Source organism: Arthrobacter sp. zg-Y1110, assembly GCF_025244865.1.
GTDB lineage: Bacteria > Actinomycetota > Actinomycetes > Actinomycetales > Micrococcaceae > Arthrobacter_B.
The window spans coordinates 1,157,044-1,174,890 of record NZ_CP104272.1 but is presented as its reverse complement, the minus strand read 5'-3'; the positions used below and the strand labels follow the sequence as shown (position 1 = coordinate 1,174,890).

General features: G+C 64.7%; 13 protein-coding genes and 3 tRNA genes. 2 read left to right on the top strand and 14 right to left on the bottom strand.

Annotated elements, in window-relative coordinates:
- Positions 1–117: 117 nt before the first annotated feature.
- A complete protein-coding gene (gene tsf / locus N2K99_RS05405; RefSeq protein WP_227924435.1) occupies positions 118–957 on the bottom strand; it encodes a translation elongation factor Ts in 840 nt (279 codons plus the stop codon).
- A gap of 123 nt (positions 958–1,080) precedes the next feature.
- Positions 1,081–1,980, bottom strand: a complete 900-nt coding sequence (gene rpsB / locus N2K99_RS05400) for a 30S ribosomal protein S2 (RefSeq protein ID WP_227924434.1) — start codon at positions 1,978–1,980, stop codon at positions 1,081–1,083.
- A 452-nt stretch (positions 1,981–2,432) separates the two neighbouring features.
- On the opposite strand from rpsB, the gene N2K99_RS05395 reads away from it, so the two are divergent.
- On the top strand, positions 2,433–2,975 hold the full coding sequence (locus N2K99_RS05395) for a M23 family metallopeptidase (RefSeq protein ID WP_227924433.1): 543 nt from the start codon (positions 2,433–2,435) through the stop codon (positions 2,973–2,975).
- A gap of 75 nt (positions 2,976–3,050) precedes the next feature.
- Here N2K99_RS05395 and N2K99_RS05390 read toward each other — a convergent pair whose 3' ends face one another.
- From N2K99_RS05390 to N2K99_RS05350, 9 genes are all read right to left on the bottom strand, one after another.
- On the bottom strand, positions 3,051–4,235 hold the full coding sequence (locus N2K99_RS05390; RefSeq protein ID WP_227924432.1) for an acyl-CoA dehydrogenase family protein: 1,185 nt from the start codon (positions 4,233–4,235) through the stop codon (positions 3,051–3,053).
- A 269-nt stretch (positions 4,236–4,504) separates the two neighbouring features.
- A tRNA-Ile gene (locus N2K99_RS05385) sits at positions 4,505–4,578 on the bottom strand.
- A gap of 56 nt (positions 4,579–4,634) precedes the next feature.
- Positions 4,635–5,834 (bottom strand): glycosyltransferase, encoded by a 1,200-nt coding sequence (locus N2K99_RS05380; RefSeq protein ID WP_227924431.1) that lies wholly within the window; start codon positions 5,832–5,834, stop codon positions 4,635–4,637.
- A complete protein-coding gene (locus N2K99_RS05375; RefSeq protein WP_227934549.1) occupies positions 5,831–6,763 on the bottom strand; it encodes a DMT family transporter in 933 nt (310 codons plus the stop codon). The genes N2K99_RS05380 and N2K99_RS05375 overlap by 4 nt, the downstream gene beginning before the upstream one ends.
- A 48-nt stretch (positions 6,764–6,811) precedes the next feature.
- Positions 6,812–7,453 (bottom strand): CDP-alcohol phosphatidyltransferase family protein, encoded by a 642-nt coding sequence (locus N2K99_RS05370; RefSeq protein ID WP_227934548.1) that lies wholly within the window; start codon positions 7,451–7,453, stop codon positions 6,812–6,814.
- Positions 7,454–7,489: 36 nt separating this feature from the next.
- Positions 7,490–8,278: a phage holin family protein gene (locus N2K99_RS05365; RefSeq protein WP_227924428.1), complete on the bottom strand. Its 789-nt coding sequence runs from the start codon at positions 8,276–8,278 to the stop codon at positions 7,490–7,492.
- A gap of 101 nt (positions 8,279–8,379) precedes the next feature.
- Complete coding sequence (locus N2K99_RS05360) at positions 8,380–9,816, bottom strand: sugar porter family MFS transporter (RefSeq protein WP_227924427.1); 1,437 nt, start codon at positions 9,814–9,816, stop codon at positions 8,380–8,382.
- A 286-nt stretch (positions 9,817–10,102) separates the two neighbouring features.
- Positions 10,103–11,299: an NADP-dependent malic enzyme gene (locus N2K99_RS05355; RefSeq protein ID WP_227934547.1), complete on the bottom strand. Its 1,197-nt coding sequence runs from the start codon at positions 11,297–11,299 to the stop codon at positions 10,103–10,105.
- 400 nt (positions 11,300–11,699) lie between these two features.
- Positions 11,700–11,775: transfer RNA gene (locus tag N2K99_RS05350), tRNA-Asn, on the bottom strand.
- A 113-nt stretch (positions 11,776–11,888) separates the two neighbouring features.
- Between N2K99_RS05350 and N2K99_RS05345 the strand changes: the two genes are divergently transcribed.
- Positions 11,889–12,344, top strand: coding sequence for an NUDIX domain-containing protein (locus N2K99_RS05345; protein WP_227934546.1), 456 nt, complete (start codon positions 11,889–11,891; stop codon positions 12,342–12,344).
- Positions 12,345–12,370: 26 nt separating this feature from the next.
- On the opposite strand, the gene N2K99_RS05340 is transcribed toward N2K99_RS05345, so the two are convergent.
- The 3 genes from N2K99_RS05340 to N2K99_RS05330 all read right to left on the bottom strand — a co-directional run bounded on the left by N2K99_RS05340 (position 12,371) and on the right by N2K99_RS05330 (position 17,558).
- Positions 12,371–12,443, bottom strand: a tRNA-Asn gene (locus N2K99_RS05340).
- 73 nt (positions 12,444–12,516) lie between these two features.
- Entirely contained in the window at positions 12,517–14,562 is a 2,046-nt protein-coding gene (gene dnaG, locus N2K99_RS05335; RefSeq protein ID WP_227934545.1) for a DNA primase, read from the bottom strand.
- Positions 14,563–14,675: 113 nt separating this feature from the next.
- Positions 14,676–17,558 (bottom strand): thioester domain-containing protein, encoded by a 2,883-nt coding sequence (locus N2K99_RS05330; protein WP_227934544.1) that lies wholly within the window; start codon positions 17,556–17,558, stop codon positions 14,676–14,678.
- Between the last annotated feature and the right edge of the window lie 289 nt (positions 17,559–17,847).

The window sequence follows — 17,847 nt, the reverse complement described above, 5'->3', positions numbered from 1 at the left end:
TGGTGCTGCTTTTAAGACTAGTGAGCTGTTCTGGGCAGAGAAAAGGGGTGGTCACCCGTGGTGACCACCCCCTTTGCCATGATGACGTTTCCGTCGAAACCGTTGTTACCTAACTAATTAGGCGCCTACACGGAAGCGGGCGAAACCTGCCGGTGCAACAGCGGCTTCTTCGAGAACCTTGCCCACGGTCTTCTTGGCGTCCTTGGCGAACGGCTGGTCCACCAGGACGATTTCCTTGAAGAAACCGGTCAGGCGGCCTTCGACGATCTTCGGCAGTGCACCCTCGGGCTTGCCCTCTGCGCGTGCCGTCTCGTCTGCAATGCGGCGTTCGTTCTCGACCGTCTCTGCCGGAACTTCGTCGCGGGTCAGGTAGGTCGGAGCGTATGCAGCGGTGTGCACGGCGATGTCGTGGGCGGCGGTGGCAGCTTCTGCGCCTTCGCCGTCAACGGCGAACAGCACGCCGACCTGTGCCGGAAGATCCTTGGAGGTCTTGTGCAGGTACGCGTCGACGGTCTTGCCTTCGATGCGTGCCACGCGGCGGACGACAACCTTCTCGCCCAGGATGGCGCCTTCTTCGACAACAACCTCGGACAGCGGCTTGCCGTCAACGTTGTAGGCGAGGAGGGATTCGGCGTCGGCAGCAGCAGATTCAACTGCAGCGGCCAGGACCTTGTCAGCCAGTTCGATGAACTTCGGGGACTTGGCAACGAAGTCGGTCTCGCAGTTCAGCTCGATCATGACGCCAACCGTGCCGTCGATGACCTTGGCGGCAACCAGGCCTTCAGCGGTGGAACGGCCTTCACGCTTGGTCGCGCCCTTCAGGCCCTTGATGCGGATAAGCTCCATGGCCTTGTCGGCATCGCCGTTGGCCTCGTCCAGAGCCTTCTTTACATCCATCATGCCTGCGCCGGTGCGCTCGCGCAGTGCCTTGATATCAGCAGCAGTGTAGTTCGCCATTTGGACTCCAGTCCTCCCGTAATAAGTATTGGTGCGGTTCTGCCAGTGCGGCTGGCCGGTAAACCGGCCAGCCGCACCACAACCCATGTCCAGGGGATCCCCCGGACTAAGGAAATACGTTCTTTACTTCTCGGTTACTTCAGCGGCCGGGGCGTCAACGATGGCGTCGACATCAGCGGCGGGAGCCTCAGCAGCTTCAGCGGCCGGAGCGGCTTCAGCAGCGGGAGCTTCAGCAGCGGCGTCAGCGGCCGGGGTCTCAGCAGCACCCTCGAGGAGCTCGCGCTCCCACTCGGCCAGCGGCTCGGCCGGGGCTTCCGTGTTGCCGGACTTGTTGTGGCGGACGATCAGGCCCTCGGCCACGGCGTCGGCAATGACGCGGGTCAGCAGGTTGACGGAGCGGATGGCGTCGTCGTTACCCGGGATCGGGAAGTCGACGTCGTCCGGATCGCAGTTGCTGTCCAGGATGGCAACAACGGGGATGTTCAGCTTCTTGGCCTCGTCAATGGCGAGGTGTTCCTTCTGCGTGTCAACAATCCAGAGCAGGGACGGAGCCTTGGTCAGGTTGCGGATGCCGCCGAGGTTGGTTTCCAGCTTGGTCAGTTCACGACGGAGAAGCAGGAGCTCCTTCTTCGTGTGGCCGGAGGAAGCGACGTCCTCGAAGTTGATCTCTTCGAGTTCCTTCATGCGCTGGATCCGCTTGGCGACAGTCTGGAAGTTGGTGAGCATGCCACCGAGCCAGCGCTGGTTCACGTACGGCTGGCCAACACGGGTGGCCTGCTCGGCGATGGCTTCCTGTGCCTGCTTCTTGGTACCGACGAACAGTACGGTTCCGCCGTGGGCAACAGTGGCCTTGACGAACTCGAATGCACGGTCGATGTAGGACAGCGACTGCTGCAGGTCAATGATGTAGATGCCGTTGCGCTCGGTGAAGATGAAACGCTTCATCTTCGGGTTCCAACGGCGGGTCTGGTGACCAAAGTGAACGCCGCTGTCGAGCAGCTGGCGCATTGTAACGACGGGCATGTCGTCACTCCTTCCGGCAGCAGCCGTGCGCACGGCGCACTGGTCCTACTGCCAATTGACGGTTTTAGCTGTACGCCCGGGCGGGCGAAGCTCCTGGTATCCATCAGCCGCTGCCCCGTAGGAGCTGCGGCATGCTTCCCCTGCCGACGTTGCCGGACCGTTGGAGATGCACCCCCGGTGACGGGGATAATTGGGATACGCGTAGTCAGCCTCCATGCCTGTGGGCCGAACCGCCGGACTGAATCCGGCCGGACAAACCCGAGACCGAACCTGGACTAAAACGTCCGGGCAGGTCCCATGGCACAGCAAGCTGCTCCGTCAAGTGTACTACAGCGCCGGGCCCCTGCCATCCGGTGTCAACCTTTCCTCCCCACCCGTCTTCCGCAGCCGGACTTCGACCACGGCGCCCGGGAAATCGGCAACTGGAGCCCGCGCGGACGCAGGGTTGCTCCATGAAGCGAACACCCGCCCTGCCCCTCGCGGCGATTTTGACCGTCCTTGCCCCCGCGTCGGTGGCAGTCGACCCGCAGTCCGCTGTCACCGCGTCGGCCTATTCCCCGCCCTGGACCTGGCCCCTGAACCCGGAACCTTCCCTCCTGAGGTCCTTCGATCCCCCGGCACAGCCCTGGCTGGCGGGGCACCGCGGTATCGACGTCGCCGCGGCCGAGGGCGCCGGGGTCCTGGCCCCTGCGGACGGGCGCGTCGTTTTTGCCCGCCGGGTGGTGGACCGGCCGGTCCTGACCATTGACCACGGAGGCGGCTTGTTGAGCAGTTTCGAACCCGTCGAGGCGTCCGTGCCGGTGGGCACCGCAGTGTCAAAGGGCACGGTGGCAGGTTCCGTCCGATCGGGTCCGCACTGCGGTCCGGGATGCGTGCATTGGGGCGTCCGGCTGGACGGGGACTACGTGGATCCGCTCAACTATGTGACCGACCGCCGGCCCTCGATCCTCCTTCCGGTGCCTCCGACGATCCCGCCGACTTCAGACCCCGGTTAAACGTCCCGGCCGGACCCTTTGCAGGATCCGGCCGGGGTTCTTTGCTGGTCTAGCGGACGTTGATTCCGAAAGGGGCTATACGAACGCAGCCACTCCGGTGATCGCCCGTCCGGTGACCAGAGTATTGATCTCGTACGTGCCTTCGTACGAGTAGATGGCCTCGGCGTCAGCGAAGATCTTAGCCATGCCGAAGTCGGTGACAATGCCGTTTCCGCCCAGGATGCTGCGACCCAAGGCAACGGACTCGCGCATACGGGCAGTGGTGAAGGCCTTGGCGAGGGCGGACTGCTCATCCTTGGCCTGCCCGAGGTCTTCGAGCTGCGCCAGGCGGACCATCATGCCCAGCGAGGCGACGGTGTTGCCCAGGATCTTCACCAGCTGTTCCTGCACCAGCTGGAAGGATGCCAGCGGCTTGCCGAACTGCTTGCGCTCGACCGCGTACTTGCGGGCGACGTCGAAGGCAGCCATCTGCTGGCCTACGGCCTGCCAGGCCACGGCCAGGCGGGTAACCTTCAGGACCTTGTTGGTGTCGCGGAAGCTGTTTGCGCCCTTGAGGTGGAAGTCGTCACTCACCACTACGTTGTCGAGGACAATGTCAGCGTTCTGGACCGTGCGCAGGGCGATCTTGTTTTCGATCTTCGTCGCCGTGTAGCCGGGGGTCTTGGTGTCGACCAGGAAACCCTTGACCTGGTTGTCCTCGAGGTCGCGGGCGTAAATGACCACCCAGTCGGAGAAGGTCGCATTGCCGATCCAGCGCTTTTCACCGTTGAGGATCCAGTTGTCCCCCTCGCGGCGGGCGGTAGTGCGGGTGCCGCCGGCAACGTCGGAACCGCCCAGCGGCTCCGTCAGGCCGAAGGCGCCGATCTTCTTCATGGCGTAGATGTCCGGCAGCCAGGCTGCCTTCTGCTCCTCGGAGGCCAGTGCCTCGATGGAGCCGGTGAAGAGACCGTCATGGACACCCAGGAAGGTGGCGAAGGACGTGTCGGCACGGGTGATCTCGGCATGGCAAAGACCCGCGAAAAGGTTGGAGTAGCCCTGTCGGTAAACCGGGCTCATAACGTCCAGTTCGGCAATCTTGGGGATCATGTGGTGCGGGAATTCCCCGGCGTTCCACCAATCAGCGGCATGCGGCTTGACCTCGGCGGCGAGCCAGGCACGGATCTCGTGCAAGCGGTCGCGCTCCTTGTCGGTGAGCAGGTCTTCGAATGCGTAGAAGTCGCCGTCCGGGTACGGAAGGTTGTCGACGTCGATAAGTGCCATGGAGAATGTCCTTCGCTGCTGATCATCGGTGATCCGCTGGTGCCCATCCGGGAACCGGCTGAGCCCATGTTACCCACCAGTAACAACGATCACAACGTCTGCGGAAAATTGCCTCGCCGGCGTGTGTCTGCTTAGGCCCACTGGGAGTACAGATAGCGGGCCTACGGGGCGCCTCCGGCGAATCATGTCCAGGCAAAAGAAAACGCCCCGGTCCGAAGACAGGGGCGTTTACTAAGGCGGACCGGGACGTTCGTCCGATCCGTTTCGGGTAGGGCTGGTGGGGCTTGAACCCACGACCCACGGATTATGAGTCCGCTGCTCTGACCAGCTGAGCTACAGCCCCGGGTGCCCAAGAAGGCAACGATGCCATCCTAGTGGGTCCGGGGACTGGACAACCAATCAGCCCGCGTTCACGCGTTTCCCCGGATCCCCGCGGTAGAGATCTTCAAAGGTGGACAACGTGGCTTCCAGGCTGTGCCGGTCCACCATCTCGCGGCTGGTCCGGCCCATCTTCGCCCGCTCGTCGGCGGGCAGCTCCAGGATTTCCGTGATGCGCCCGGCAAGCTCCGAGCTGTCTCCCGGCGTAAACAGGTAGCCGTTGCGCCCCTTGTCCACAAGGTGCGGCAACGCCATCGCATCGGCCAGCAGTACCGGTTTCGACGCCGACATCGCCTCCAGCGTCACCAGCGACTGAAGCTCGGCGGTACCCGGCATGCAGAACAGGTCGGCTTTGAGGTACGCCTCGCGCAGTTCTTCATCGGAGACCAGTCCGCGGAAGACCACCCGGTCCTGCAATCCCAGCCGCTGCACCTGGGCTTCCAGCCCGGGACGGACTTCGCCGCCGCCGATGATTTCCGCCCGCACTCCGAGGTGGGCCGGAGTCTTCGCTACGGCGTCAATCAGCACATCCACGTGCTTCTCCTCGGCCAGCCGGCCGACAAACAGAACCGTGGGCGCTTCGTGCGGGGGAATCTGCTCCCCGTCACGGAGCTCGTAAACCGACGCGTCAATACCGTTGGACAACGGCATCACGTCGTGCAGGAAGGCGTGGCGGTACATCGCCTCGGCAGCCAGCGGCGTCGGCGTGGTGACCACGTGGGCCTGGCCCATGACCTTGCCCATGTCCTTCCAGGAGTTGGTCGCGACAATCCGCTTGACCCATTTCGGGAAGGGCAGGAACGGATCCAGGTTTTCCGGCATGAAGTGGTTCGTCGCGATGACGCGGATGCCGCGCTTACGGGCTTCGTAGAGCGTGTACTCCCCCACCATGTAGTGGCACTGGATGTGCACGACGTCGGGCTGCACCCGGTCGAACAGCAGCGCAATTTCCTTCTTGATCTCCCAGGGCAGGCAGATCCGCCAGTATTCATGGGTAGGAACCCCGTGGGAACGGAGCCGGTGGACCGGCCACTCTCCCTCAAGGTCGCTTCGGCTGCCGCCGTTGACATCATTGGGAGCCAGTACGTGGACGTTGTGCCCACGCCCGTGCATCCCCCGGGCCAGCCGGTAGCCGAACTGCGCGGCGCCGTTCAGGTGGGGAGGATAAGTGTCACAAGCGATGAGGACAGTCAGCGGTTTGTCTACCGGGGCGTCGGTCACGTTGTAGGTCCTGCTTTCGGATTCTTTGAGGCCGGCTTCTGCCGCCTCCGCTCTTCGTTCCGACGTTGAATAACGTCAGGGTGATACCTCGAGAGGGCAACGACCCCAACAATAGCAATCAGGGCCGCCACGGACATGGCCACCGCGGCGACGGCGGGAACATCCGGCCGCAATTCGTGCAGGACTCCAATGCCGATGGCGATTCCCACCATGGGGTCGATTACCGTCAGCCCCGCAATCACCAGGTCCGGCGGGCCGCTCGAGTAGGCGTTCTGCACGAACCAGGAACCAAGCGCACCGGCAGCGGCGATCGCCACGATGGTGTACCAGGGCACGTTCAGGAGGAACCGGCCGTTCGGGTTGAGCAGGTCCCCGGCAATAACCTTGGTCAGGACGGCAACGAAGCCGAACAGGATGCCGGCGCCGAGGATGTGCACGATGGCCCGCAGCCGCTTGCCGAAAAACACGTTCAGGCCGCCGAAGAAGATCACGACGACGGCGAGGATGAGGACAATAGTCACTTCCTGCCGCGGCTCCACTACCTGCTCTGAGCGGGTGACCATGATGGCCAGCGACACAAAAAGCATGCTGCCGGCAACGCACGCAGTAATGGCCGCGACCGTAATGCGGTTCATGTGCAGGCCCTGGTCCCGTGAATTCACGACTGTCGTGATGACCAGTGCGATGGAACCAATCGGCTGCACCACCGTCAGGGGAGCCATTGACAGTGCAGCCACGTTCAGGGCCATGCCCGTCCCCAGCAGCAAAAGCCCGAAAAGCCAGCGGGGGTTGCGCAGCAGGCGGCTGATCTGGGAGGAGTTCAGGCCCAGGCCGCCAGTGTCCGCCTTGACGGCGCTGCCTTGGCGCTGGGCACCGAAGGCAAGGAAAAAAGCGCTGGCCAAGGCGCAGGCTACGGCGATCCCTACCATCGGCCCGGTCCAGGAGCTGCCGTGCAGTGCGGGGAAACGGAGTGTGCCCTAGGGTGCATGGCCGGTCCCGGTTCCGGCCGGTACATGCTCGCGCTGGTGCAGGTATTTACGCCACGCAGCCACGAGGTATCCGGCGGCCGCCGCCACGTGACCGATGCAGCCCAGTGCCAGTACGGCGGAACCGGCCGCCAAGAGCCAGTGATGGTCAAATCCCTCCACCCGTTCCAGCAGCAGCAGGGGCGCACCCAGCAGCAGCAACGCGGTGCGGATTTTGCCGACGATGCTTACCGGCAGATCGGGGTTGCCCCGGAACAGCAGGAGCGAATTGGCGATCAGGACGGCGTCGGGGATGGCGATGCTCAGGATCAACCAGGCCGGCGCGATGCCGTCTGCCACAAAGGCGGCGGCCACAATGATCAGTGCCAGCCTGTCGGCTACCGGATCCAGCCACTGGCCGGTAGCGGAGACCTGGTTCAGCCGGCGGGCCAGGTAGCCGTCTATCCAGTCGGTACAGCCCACTGCCACCAGGGTGAGGAACGCACTCCCGTAGCGGTCCTGGCTGATGAACAGCACAAACAGGGGGATGCCGAGAAAGCGAAGGACCGTGACCAGATTCGGTAGGGTCCAGAACCGTTCCGATACGGTAATTTCCGTATCGGGACGCGCTCCGGCACCGATAAATCTGATCACGGTCCGATCCCCTCGTCAAAGATGTACGAGTACAGCTTACTTTCGCGCGAGCCGACGGGACATGAGGAGCAGTGCCAGCAGGGAGGCGGCCATTACCGAGAGCGGCTGCCAGCGTTCCTTGATCATGGCCAGCACATCGTCGGACGTGGAGGGACCGGCGGTGCTGGCTTCCTTGCCGCGGGATGCGGCAGCACGGCGGGACTTCAGCTCCTGGATGCGCGCCTTGACGTCCACCTTCTCGCCGAGCCCGTCACGGACCGCAGCGAGGTGCTCGCGGCGCTGCCGCGCACGGGTGCGCAGTTCCTCGGGAGTGGGCTGCTTCGGACCTTCAGGCTTGTCGTCCTTCTCGGCCTTCTTGTCCTTCTTTTCCTTCGGTTCCTTGGGCTTGTCCAGTGTGGCCGGATCGAAGCTGCGGCCTTCCTTCAGCACGCCGACGTCGTAGCGGATGCCGCGGATGGCTTCCTCAGGAAGCAGCGGGAGGGTCTTCTTGAAGCGGCTGTAGCCAATGAGTCCGGCGATGCCTGCGATCACCAGGAACAGTGCGGCGACCAGCAGGGCGGCCAGCCAGCCCGGCAGGACCAGCGACAGTGCCAGGATGCCGGCTACCAGCAGCGAAATGGCCAGTGCGGCAACCATAAGCAGAGCCACGACCATAAAGGCCGCAGCAATGCCTGCCTTGATGCCCTTTTGCTTCATTTCGGCTGTGGCGAGGGCGAACTCGTCATTCAGCTGACGCGGCGTCAGGCGGGCCATGACCTTCGCCAGCCCAACCAGCGACGAGCTTCCCGCCGTTCGCTGTGTCCGAGTGCTAGCGGAGCGGTTCATGCGCCCAGCCTCCGTCCCCTGTTCAGTATTCACCGTTGCCATAACCCCAAATTACCATTCTCCTCAGCGTTATCAGTTTGCCCATCCGCACCAGCTGCGCGTCAGGACGTTTCGAGGCCCTCACGGTCCTCGAGCTCGCGGCCGGACAGCTCGGGAAGTTTGGTCTTCACGAACCAGAAGGACAGCACCGCGAACGCGGTAAAGATGGCGTACATAATCCAGACCCCGAAGTTATCGCTGACCCACGGGAAGGCAAGGGTAACAATGAAATTGAAGATCCAGTTGACCATGGCGCCCAGGCCCAGGGCCAGGGACCGGATGTTGTTCGGGAAGACCTCGCCCAGCGTCACCCACATGACCGGACCCCAAGTGGCCGCAAAGAAGACCACGAAGAGGTTTGCGCCCACCAGGGCCACCGGGCCCCAGATACCGGGCAGGGAGACTTCGCCGTCTACGTCCACGGCCTGGAAGAACGAAACCGTGGCTGCCAGCAGGCCCACGAACATACCGGCGGAGCCGATCATCAGCAGCTTGCGCCGGCCGATGCGGTCCACGAAGGCAATCGCTACCAGGGTCATCAGCACGTTCACGATCGAGGTGATCACCGACGTCGTAAAGGAATCGCTCTCGCTGAAGCCTACGGACTTCCACAGGGTGGTGGAGTAGTAGAAGATCGCGTTGATGCCGACCAGCTGCTGGAACGCGGCGATGGCCATGCCCACCCAGAGAATGGGCTGCAGGCCGAACTTGGGTCCGCGCAGGTCCCGGAACGTCGGCTGCGGGCTCTTGAAGCTGTCGCGGATGTCGGCGATCTTGCGGTCCGTATCCGTCACACCGGAGATGGAGGTGAGCACCTTGGCGGCTTCCGCGTCGCGGTTTTTCCGGACCAGGTACTGCGGGGATTCCGGAATGGTCAGCGCCAGGACACCGTAGACAATGGCGGGGACGACGCCGACCAGCAGCATCCAGCGCCAGGCCGGCAGGCCCCACCACAGTTCACCGAGCGCGCTGCCTGCGGTGTTCGCCAGGAAGGCGTCGGAGAGCAGGGCGGCAAAGATGCCGATCGTGATTGCCAGCTGCTGGACTGAACCCAGCGCGCCGCGCCATTTGGCGGGGGCAACTTCGGCAATGTAGCCGGGGGCGATGACGGACGCGGTACCGATGGCCAGGCCGCCGACCAGCCGCCAGAGCATGAGGTCCCACTCGGAGAAGGCCAGTGCCGAGCCCACGGAGTTGGCCGCAAACAGCACGGCGGCACCGACCATAACCAATTTGCGGCCCAGCTTGTCCGCCAGTTGGCCGGCAAACCATGCACCGGCAGCACAGCCGAGCAGCGTGATGGCCACGGTAAAGCCCAGGATGCCCGGGCTGAGGGTGAATTCCTCGCCGATGGCATCCACCGCGCCGTTGATCACTGCAGTATCGAACCCGAAGAGCAATCCGCCCACCGCTGCGGCAACGGTGACACCAATCACCTTGCCGGGGTGGGCCACCCGTTCGGATCCGCCTTTGTTAGGTCCTGGCTGCGTCGCGCCCATCGACCGTTCCTCTTTTTCTACTCAACTAGCTGCGTACACGTGACTGGTGTCAAAACACTTAAGCCTACGCACAACACTAAGCATGCTTGTTCATGCACGGTAGCCGGAGCACGCCTCCAGCAACAGATACGCACCCATCGAAACGCGCAGATTGGTGGTCCCCGCCCTGGTATTCCGGCGCAGGCACCGGGCGGGGCGCCCCGTCGGGACGCCGGAACCGTGGAAGGGGAACATACCCGATGTCGTCCACTTCACAGGGCCCCGGCGCTGCTCCGACCGCAGGCGGTTATCCTGATGCCGCCGCGACCGCTGCTGCCACGGCAGGTGCCACCCGGGGATCCAACGCGCTGGGGACGATGTATTCCGCCCGCAGGTCCTCCCCCACGAGATCCGCGATTGCCGCAGCCGCGGCAACCTTCATCCGGGCGGTGATCCGACGGCAGCCGCTGTCCAGCGCGCCTCGGAACACGCCCGGAAAGGCGAGGACGTTGTTGATCTGGTTCGGGAAGTCGCTGCGGCCGGTGGCGACGACGGCGGCGTGGCGGCGGGCGATGTCCGGATGGACTTCAGGATCGGGGTTGGACAGGGCGAAGATGATGGCCTCGGGTGCCATGCCCGAAAGGACTTCCTCCGAAACCGTTCCTGAGGAGACGCCGATAAAAACGTCTGCTCCCTTCAGCGCCTCGGCCGTGCCGCCGTCGACGCCCCGGGGGTTGGTCCGGGCAGCCAGGTCCGCCTTGATGCTGGTGAGCCCGCTCCGGGAACCCGAAACGATGCCCTGTGAGTCCAGCACAACGACGTCGGCGATTCCCGCTTCCAGCAGGATATTGGCGCATGCGACCCCGGCCGCGCCGGCGCCGGAAATCACCACCCGCAGGTTCCGCAGTTCCCGGCCGGTCACCCGGGCGGCATTGCGCAGTGCCGCCAGCACCACAATGGCGGTGCCGTGCTGGTCGTCGTGCATTACGGGGCAGTCCAGCGCTTCGATCAACCGCTGCTCCAGTTCGAAGCAGCGCGGCGCGGAGATATCTTCCAGGTTCACGGCTCCGTAGCTGGGCCGCAGCCTGACGAGGGTTTCGATGATTTCGTCCACGTTGGTGGTATCCAGCACCAACGGAATCGAGTTCAGGCCGCCGAAGGTGCGGAAGAGTGCAGATTTCCCTTCCATCACCGGCAGGGATGCGGCGGCACCGATATCCCCCAGCCCCAGGACGGCGGTGCCGTCGCTGACCACCACCACCAGCCGGGAGGCCCAGGTGTGGGTTGCGGCCAGTTCCGGGTCGGCGGCGATGGCCCGGCTGACCTGGGCGACACCCGGCGTGTAGGCAATGGACAGAGCCCGCTTGGAATCCAGCGGCAGCCGGGTTTCCACGGAGAGTTTCCCTCCCTCGTGCGCGGCAAGGATTTCTTCGGCCGTAATGGGATCGGCACTGTTCAAATTGGCGGCGACGGGCGCGGGTGAAGCAGTTTCAGGTGTAGGCATAGCGGTGTGCTCCAGCTGTTGGTTCCAGGGAAGGTCCCGCCGTGCGGGCCCGGGATGAACGGGCGCAGGGACGGCGGATACCGGAAGCCGTAGGGCTCCGGGCCAGAGGCAACAGGATGGGATGCCTTAGCGGCCGGGGGCGGGGTCCGGGGATGCCGGAACTGCCCTGCCGGGCGCGATGACTGCCAGTCTAAGCGCAGGAATGGGCCAGCCTGCAACTTGGCGCGCGAGCGAATCCCCCGGGTGCGGGTGCATCCCTGCGTTTTGTGCAGATCCCTGCGCCGCGCACCGCAGGAAACCGGACAAAGTGCGGGGATCCAGACAAACCGCGGGAGGGCCGCTGGAGCTCCCACGAAAAAGGGCCTGCAACACGGGTGAAACCCGGTCACAGACCCTTTGCTGGCTCCCCCGACTGGACTCGAACCAGTAACCCTTCGATTAACAGTCGAATGCTCTGCCAATTGAGCTACGGGGGAAAGCGGCGTCCTCAACTATACAGGAAGTTTCCGGTCCTTCCGAACCACACCTCCCTTAAGGCACTCCGGTGTGCTGGCGGGCCACGGACGCTGGGCCCGTGAGACAGTTGCGCATGGTCAATCAGGTCCGGAAAGTCGTCTGCTATGCGGTGCAGCAGGGCCACCTGCTGGTTTTCACCCACAAGGAGGTGCCCCTGGAAGTCACGGGCGTGCAGGTTCCGGCGGGAACGATCCGGCCCGGTGAAAAGGCGGCCGATGCCGCAGTCCGCGAGCTGCGGGAGGAAACCGGGTTACCCGGCAAGGTTGCGGCATATCTCGGCGAGTCCCGGTACGACCTGCGGCCGATGCGCCAGGAGATTGCGACCCGGCACTTCTTCCTGCTGGAGGTTCCGTCCATGGATCCGGCCGCCCGCTGGGACGCCGGCGAGCCGGATCCGGAGCACGGCGGGCCACCCGCAGCCTGGACCTGCTGGTGGATGCCGCTGAGCCAGGCCCACGTCCTCGCCGCGGGCCTCGGCGCAATGCTTGGCGGGCTCGGGCAGCACAAAAAAGACCCCCGACCTGCATAGCTGCAGATCAGGGGCCTTCTTAGTTGCTCCCCCGACTGGACTCGAACCAGTAACCCTTCGATTAACAGTCGAATGCTCTGCCAATTGAGCTACGGGGGAAAGCGGCAGGTTTTACTTTACAGAGATTCTGCGCCGAAACGAAATCGGCACCCTGCCGGAGGAATCGGGGCGGTTACTGGTCTCCCCGCAGGGCCCGGCGCTGCATCTCCAGCTCCATGAGCTCACGGTTGAGCTGGTGGAACAGTTCCGGATCGGCGTTCGGATCCAGGCGCTGCAGCTGCCCCAGCTTTTCGGCCTTGAGGTGCGTCACCTGGAGCTCGAAGAGCCGGTTCAAAATGTCCCGGCAGTACAGGGCCAGCGCATCGGCGTCCCGGGCCGGCAGCGGCGTCACGGCCAGCTCGCTGACGAAACCGCGCATCGGCTCCGGCAGTTCCTCCCGCACCCGTTCCACCCAGGCGGCGGGCGCGGTTCCGGCTTCACCGGCAGCACGGATTGCGTCATGGACAGCCACATAGGCCGGAACCGTGAACCGGGCCGCCTTGAAGCGTTCCCACTGTCCGGCGTCGAGCATGCCCGGCTGCTGCAGGGCGACTTCCAGCGCCTGCCGTTCCATCCGGGCGGCGGGATCATTCGGGTTGGGACGGCTGAACCCGGATGAACGCTCCGGCTCCTGCTGCTCGCTCTGCTGCCCCTGCCACTGCCGCGGCGATTGCTCATCGCGCCGGCCGTACTGCTGCTGGCCCCCACGCTGCTGGCCGTACTGCTGCTGACCCCCGCCCTGCTGGCCGCCGCGCTGGCCGTATTGCTGCCGCCCCGGCTGCCCTTCCTGGCGCCGCCCTGCCGGTGCTGCCTGTCCGGCATTGTCTCCGCCCGGACCTGCCGTTCCGCGCTTGGCAGCGGCATTGACCGCACGGCTGACGTCGTCGACGTCGGTCCCGAGCCACCCCGCGAGTTCCCGCGCGTACGCGGGCCGCATGGCCGGGTCACGGATGTCCGCCACCACCGGCGCCGCGGCGCGCAGTGCGGAAACGCGGCCCTCCACGGTGTTGAGGTCGAACTTACGCAGCGTGGAGCGGATAGCGAACTCGAACAGCGGGCGGCGGGAAGAGATCAGTTCGGCAACCGCGGAGTCGCCGTGCGTCTGGCGGATGTCGCAAGGGTCCATGCCGTTGGGGTCCACGGCCACGTAGGTCTGGGCAGTGAACCGCTGGTCCTCTTCGAAGGCGCGCAGTGCCGCCTTCTGTCCCGCGGCGTCGCCGTCGAAGGTGAAGATGACCTCTCCCCCGGTGCCGTCGTCGGAGAGCAGCCGGCGGGCGATCTTGATGTGGTCGGTGCCGAAGGCAGTGCCGCAGGTGGCGACGGCGGTGGTGATGCCGGCCAGGTGGCACGCCATAACGTCGGTGTAGCCTTCCACGACCACCAGCTGCCGGGTCTTGGCAATGTCCCGCTTGGCCAGGTCGATGCCGTAAAGGACCTGCGATTTCTTGTAAAGCGGCGTTTCGGGGGTGTTGAGGTACTTGGGGCCCTGGTCGTCTTCGTAGAGCTTGCGTGCGCCGAAGCCGATAACGGCGCCGGTGAGGTCCCGGATGGGCCAGATGAGCCGGCCGCGGAAGCGGTCGTAGAACCGGGAGGCGTCCGAGCCGGTGGAGAACATTCCGGTTTCGGCGAGTTCCTCGCGGGTGAAGCCCTTGGCCGTGAGGTGCTTGAGCAGCGAATCCCAGCCCTGCGGGGCATAGCCGACCCCGAAGTGCTCCGCTGCTGCCGGGTCGAAGCCGCGTTCCTGGAGGAAGTTCCGGGCCGCGGCGGCTCCCTGGGTGCCGAGCTGGCTGCGGAAGAACTCTGCCGCTACCTTGTGCGCATCAAGCAGGCGCTGGCGCTTGCCCACGTCTTCGCGGCGGGGTCCGGTGCCGCCGTCTTCGTAGTGCAGTTCGTAGCCGAGCCGGGCGGCGAGTTTCTCCACCGTTTCGGAGAAGGTGCCGTGGTCCATCTTCTGCACAAAGGAGATGACGTCGCCGCTCTCACCGCAGCCGAAGCAGTGGTAGGTGCCCACCTGCGGACGGACATGGAAGGACGGCGAGCGCTCGTCGTGGAAAGGGCACAACCCCTTAAAGGAGCCGATACCCGCCGATTTCAGGGTCACGTAACCATCGATCACGGCCTTGATATCAGTGCGCAGCCGCACTTCATCTATGTCTTCACGCTTGATCAGTCCGGCCATAGCATCCAGTCTATTCTTCCCCGCCAAACCGGCCGGGAAGCCCCGGCGAAGCGGGGAAGATGCGCTCGGCGTCCGCGAATGAAGCCGCGGGCGCCGAACGCCTCCGATATTCCCTAGTTCTCCTCTTCCGGACGCCGGCCGAGGAAGATCCCCAGGCCGCCGATCAGGCACAGCCCCGCGCCCAGCGCCAGATAGGCACCGGCGGATACCTCCAGCCCGGTGGCAGGCAGGTACGGCCGGCTCGGCTTGTACCCGGCCGGTGCCGGCCGATCCGCCGGACCCGGACCCGCTGCGAAGCTGAACGTATTGGACACCTCTGCCGTGGCGGTACCCCTGGCGGGGATGGTGACCGGAGCCGGAAGGGCCGAGACCACTTGCACCGCAGACGTAGCCCCGCTGGCTATCTCCGTCACCGTGCATTCACTGCCCGCAGCCAGACCATCGAATTCAGCGGTCACGTCCCCCGTGGCGCCGGCAGGGATCCTTACGGTTTCGTCCAGCACCGAGCCGTCCGGTCCGCACCGGACCTGCAGGATAATCTCCCCCTGCTCCCCCGCTGCCTCACCGGTAATGACCTTTGTGACCGCAAGCGTGCCCGGGAGGAACGCATATGTATTCGTCACCGTGGTGTCGACGGTATCGCCCGCCAGGATTTCGACGTCGCCGGGCAAATCAGTGTCCACGGTGACTGCCGCAGTGGCTCCGGTCACCGGTTCCGTAATGGCGCAGGAGGCGCCTGCCGGGATATTCGAGAACACCGCGCCCACGTCTTCGGTGGTTCCGGCCGGAACCTGTGAGATCTCCTCAAACACCGTCACCCCGTCCAGGGTGCATAGGACATCGACCTCCACCGAATCCTGGTTTCCAGCCGCATTACCGGCGATGACTTTGGTGACGGTCAGGGAGCCCGGGTTCACGGCGTAGGTATTGGTGACGGTGGCTTCCGCCGTTTCCCCGGCGGCTATGGTCACGTCTTCGGGCAGGTCCACTGTGACACCCACCGTGGACGTTTCACCTGTTGCTGGTTCGGTGACCGCGCAGCTGGCACCTTCCGGAATTTCGCTGACTGTGCCGGGAACGGTTCCTTCGGCGCCTGCTGCGATGGTGATTTCCTGCCGGACCACCTCTTCTCCGTCTGCGGTGCAGACGACCTCGACCGTGATGGGACCCTGCTCCCGGGCTGCCGGGCCGGCGATCACCTTGTCCACGGTCAGGGCACCGGGGTTCACTGTGTAGGTATCCGTGAAAACCACTTCCGCGCCGCCGTCGGCAGGGATGGTGACAGTCCCGCCCGCTGGATCAACCACAGTGGTGACGCTGACCTCGGTGGTGGCGCCGTTGGCGGTCTCGGTGACCGTGCAGGTGGCTCCCGCAGGCAGGTCCTCGAACTCCTCGGTGGTCGGCTCAGTGGTGCCGGCTGCAACGGTCACGGTCTCGTTCAGGACCGTCGCGCCTGCAGCGGTGCAGGTCACCTGCAGTGTGACGACCCCCTGCCGTCCTGCCCCGGCCCCGGCGATGTCCTTTCTAACGGCGAGGGTTCCGGTGGTGAAGGTGTAGTCATTGGTCAGGGCGGCAGTAACGCTGCTTGCGGGCGGAACCGTTACGGTCCCTTCCCCGGTCACGGTAACGGCCACGGCCTCGCTTGAACCATCAGCCGTTTCCGTCACGGTGCAGCTGGTGCCGGCGGCAAGGTCGGGGAATTCGGCCGCCTCGGGGGTAATGGTTCCCTCCGGAATGTTTACCGTGGTGTCCAGCACGGTGGTCCCGTCCAGGGTGCAGACGACGGAGATGGTCACCTCGCCTTGGGCGCCGGCAGCCTCCCCGGTATTGGTCTTGGTTACCACCAGCGTTCCCGGCGTAAAGGTATAGGTGTCCGTGACCGCCGCCGTCGCAGTGCTGCCGGACACGATCGTGACGGCGCCGGGCAGGATAGTGCTCACCTGGACGCTGTCATTGGCTCCGGTGGTCGGTTCGGTGATGGTGCAGGTGGAACCCGCGGGAATGTCGTTGAACGTCTCGGACGCTGTCCCGGTGGCCTGCGCGTCGATGGTGAAGGTGAACGGGGTCCCGGTGCCGCAGTCGATATTGATAACGACGGCGTCCTGGCTGCCGGCGGACGGTCCGGCAATCGTCTTCGTGACGGTAAGGGAGCCCACCTCGGTGAAGGCTGCGGCCGCCGTCGCGTTGGAGCTGAGCTCCCGCGTGACAGCTAGGATCAGCTTCTGGGCGTTGTCCACCCCCGGCGTTGCCGCGTCGTAGAGATAGACGTTGCCAGTGGGTACGGTGACCGCGGCCCGGGCCGTTAGGTTTGCCGGTCCCGTTGCGCCCGTGTCGCTTCGCACCCAGATCTGCGTTCCGCTGGGAACTGGACTGTTCAGCGGAACGGTCCCGTCGGCGTCGGCGTAGAGGCTGAAGCCTTCGTCCACCGTTACTTCGATTTCATCCGCTTCCGACGTCACCGTGTGCGGTCCGGCGACTCCGGTCACGGGTGCTCCGGTAGTGGGCGGAGTGATGGCGATCGCCGGAGGGTCCGGCTCCTCCAGCGGCCCGGCTGCGATGGTCGCATTCACGATCGACGCAACTGTGGAGTAGATGCTGCTTTGCCGATTTACCACGTAGCCGTCCGTGAAAAACCAGATGGCTGCCTGCACTGCGGCCGCCCTCGTGTTGTTATTCACGCCGGCGGGGAGGTTCGTACTCGGATAATAATTGTTCAGGATCCGGTTGACGTACCCGATGTTGGGAACGTTGGACTCATCCCACGAGCCGTTTTCGTAGCCGATTCCCGCTCTCGTGGAGGTGCGCAGGTCGATGCAGTACATCTCGGCAGTGGTGGTGCCGCTGGCGTCCTGGGTATTGATGATGCCGGCAAAGTTGACGTTTTCCGTCTGGTACCCGGCCGGAACACCGGCGGGATACGCGTCAATGGGCCAGGTTTGCCCCAGGGGCGGCAGCCCTCCCGACACCCTTGTCCCGGCACCCAGCGAGGTGATCACGATGTCAGTGTTCGAGTTGTTGCCAGAAGGCGCACCAAGAAGAGGCCCGGGATCCACGGCGGCCTGCGCGGGCAGCCCCAGCGGCAACATCGCCAGGCCCAGCAGGAAAACCAGGAGGCTCCGAGAGTGGAACCGTCGGCTTCCTTTCCTGACGCGACGTATCTGACGGGAACGGGTTGACTGCTGTGTGCTCATTGGCGGTCCTCGGGTGCGCGTGTTCGGCCGACCGCCCGGCGATAGTGAATCACCGGACGCTGGACCACCCCGCGCCAAAGGCTAACGGGGCAAG

Coding starts and splice junctions, on each gene's coding strand:
- rpsB (WP_227924434.1), bottom strand. CDS start 1,980: ATGCCCGTCGTTACAATGCGCCAGCTGCTCGACAGCGGCGTTCACTTT.
- N2K99_RS05365 (WP_227924428.1), bottom strand. CDS start 8,278: ATGAACCGCTCCGCTAGCACTCGGACACAGCGAACGGCGGGAAGCTCG.
- N2K99_RS05390 (WP_227924432.1), bottom strand. CDS start 4,235: ATGGCACTTATCGACGTCGACAACCTTCCGTACCCGGACGGCGACTTC.
- N2K99_RS05375 (WP_227934549.1), bottom strand. CDS start 6,763: ATGGTAGGGATCGCCGTAGCCTGCGCCTTGGCCAGCGCTTTTTTCCTT.
- N2K99_RS05355 (WP_227934547.1), bottom strand. CDS start 11,299: ATGCCTACACCTGAAACTGCTTCACCCGCGCCCGTCGCCGCCAATTTG.
- dnaG (WP_227934545.1), bottom strand. CDS start 14,562: ATGGCCGGACTGATCAAGCGTGAAGACATAGATGAAGTGCGGCTGCGC.
- N2K99_RS05360 (WP_227924427.1), bottom strand. CDS start 9,816: ATGGGCGCGACGCAGCCAGGACCTAACAAAGGCGGATCCGAACGGGTG.
- N2K99_RS05345 (WP_227934546.1), top strand. CDS start 11,889: ATGGTCAATCAGGTCCGGAAAGTCGTCTGCTATGCGGTGCAGCAGGGC.
- tsf (WP_227924435.1), bottom strand. CDS start 957: ATGGCGAACTACACTGCTGCTGATATCAAGGCACTGCGCGAGCGCACC.
- N2K99_RS05395 (WP_227924433.1), top strand. CDS start 2,433: ATGAAGCGAACACCCGCCCTGCCCCTCGCGGCGATTTTGACCGTCCTT.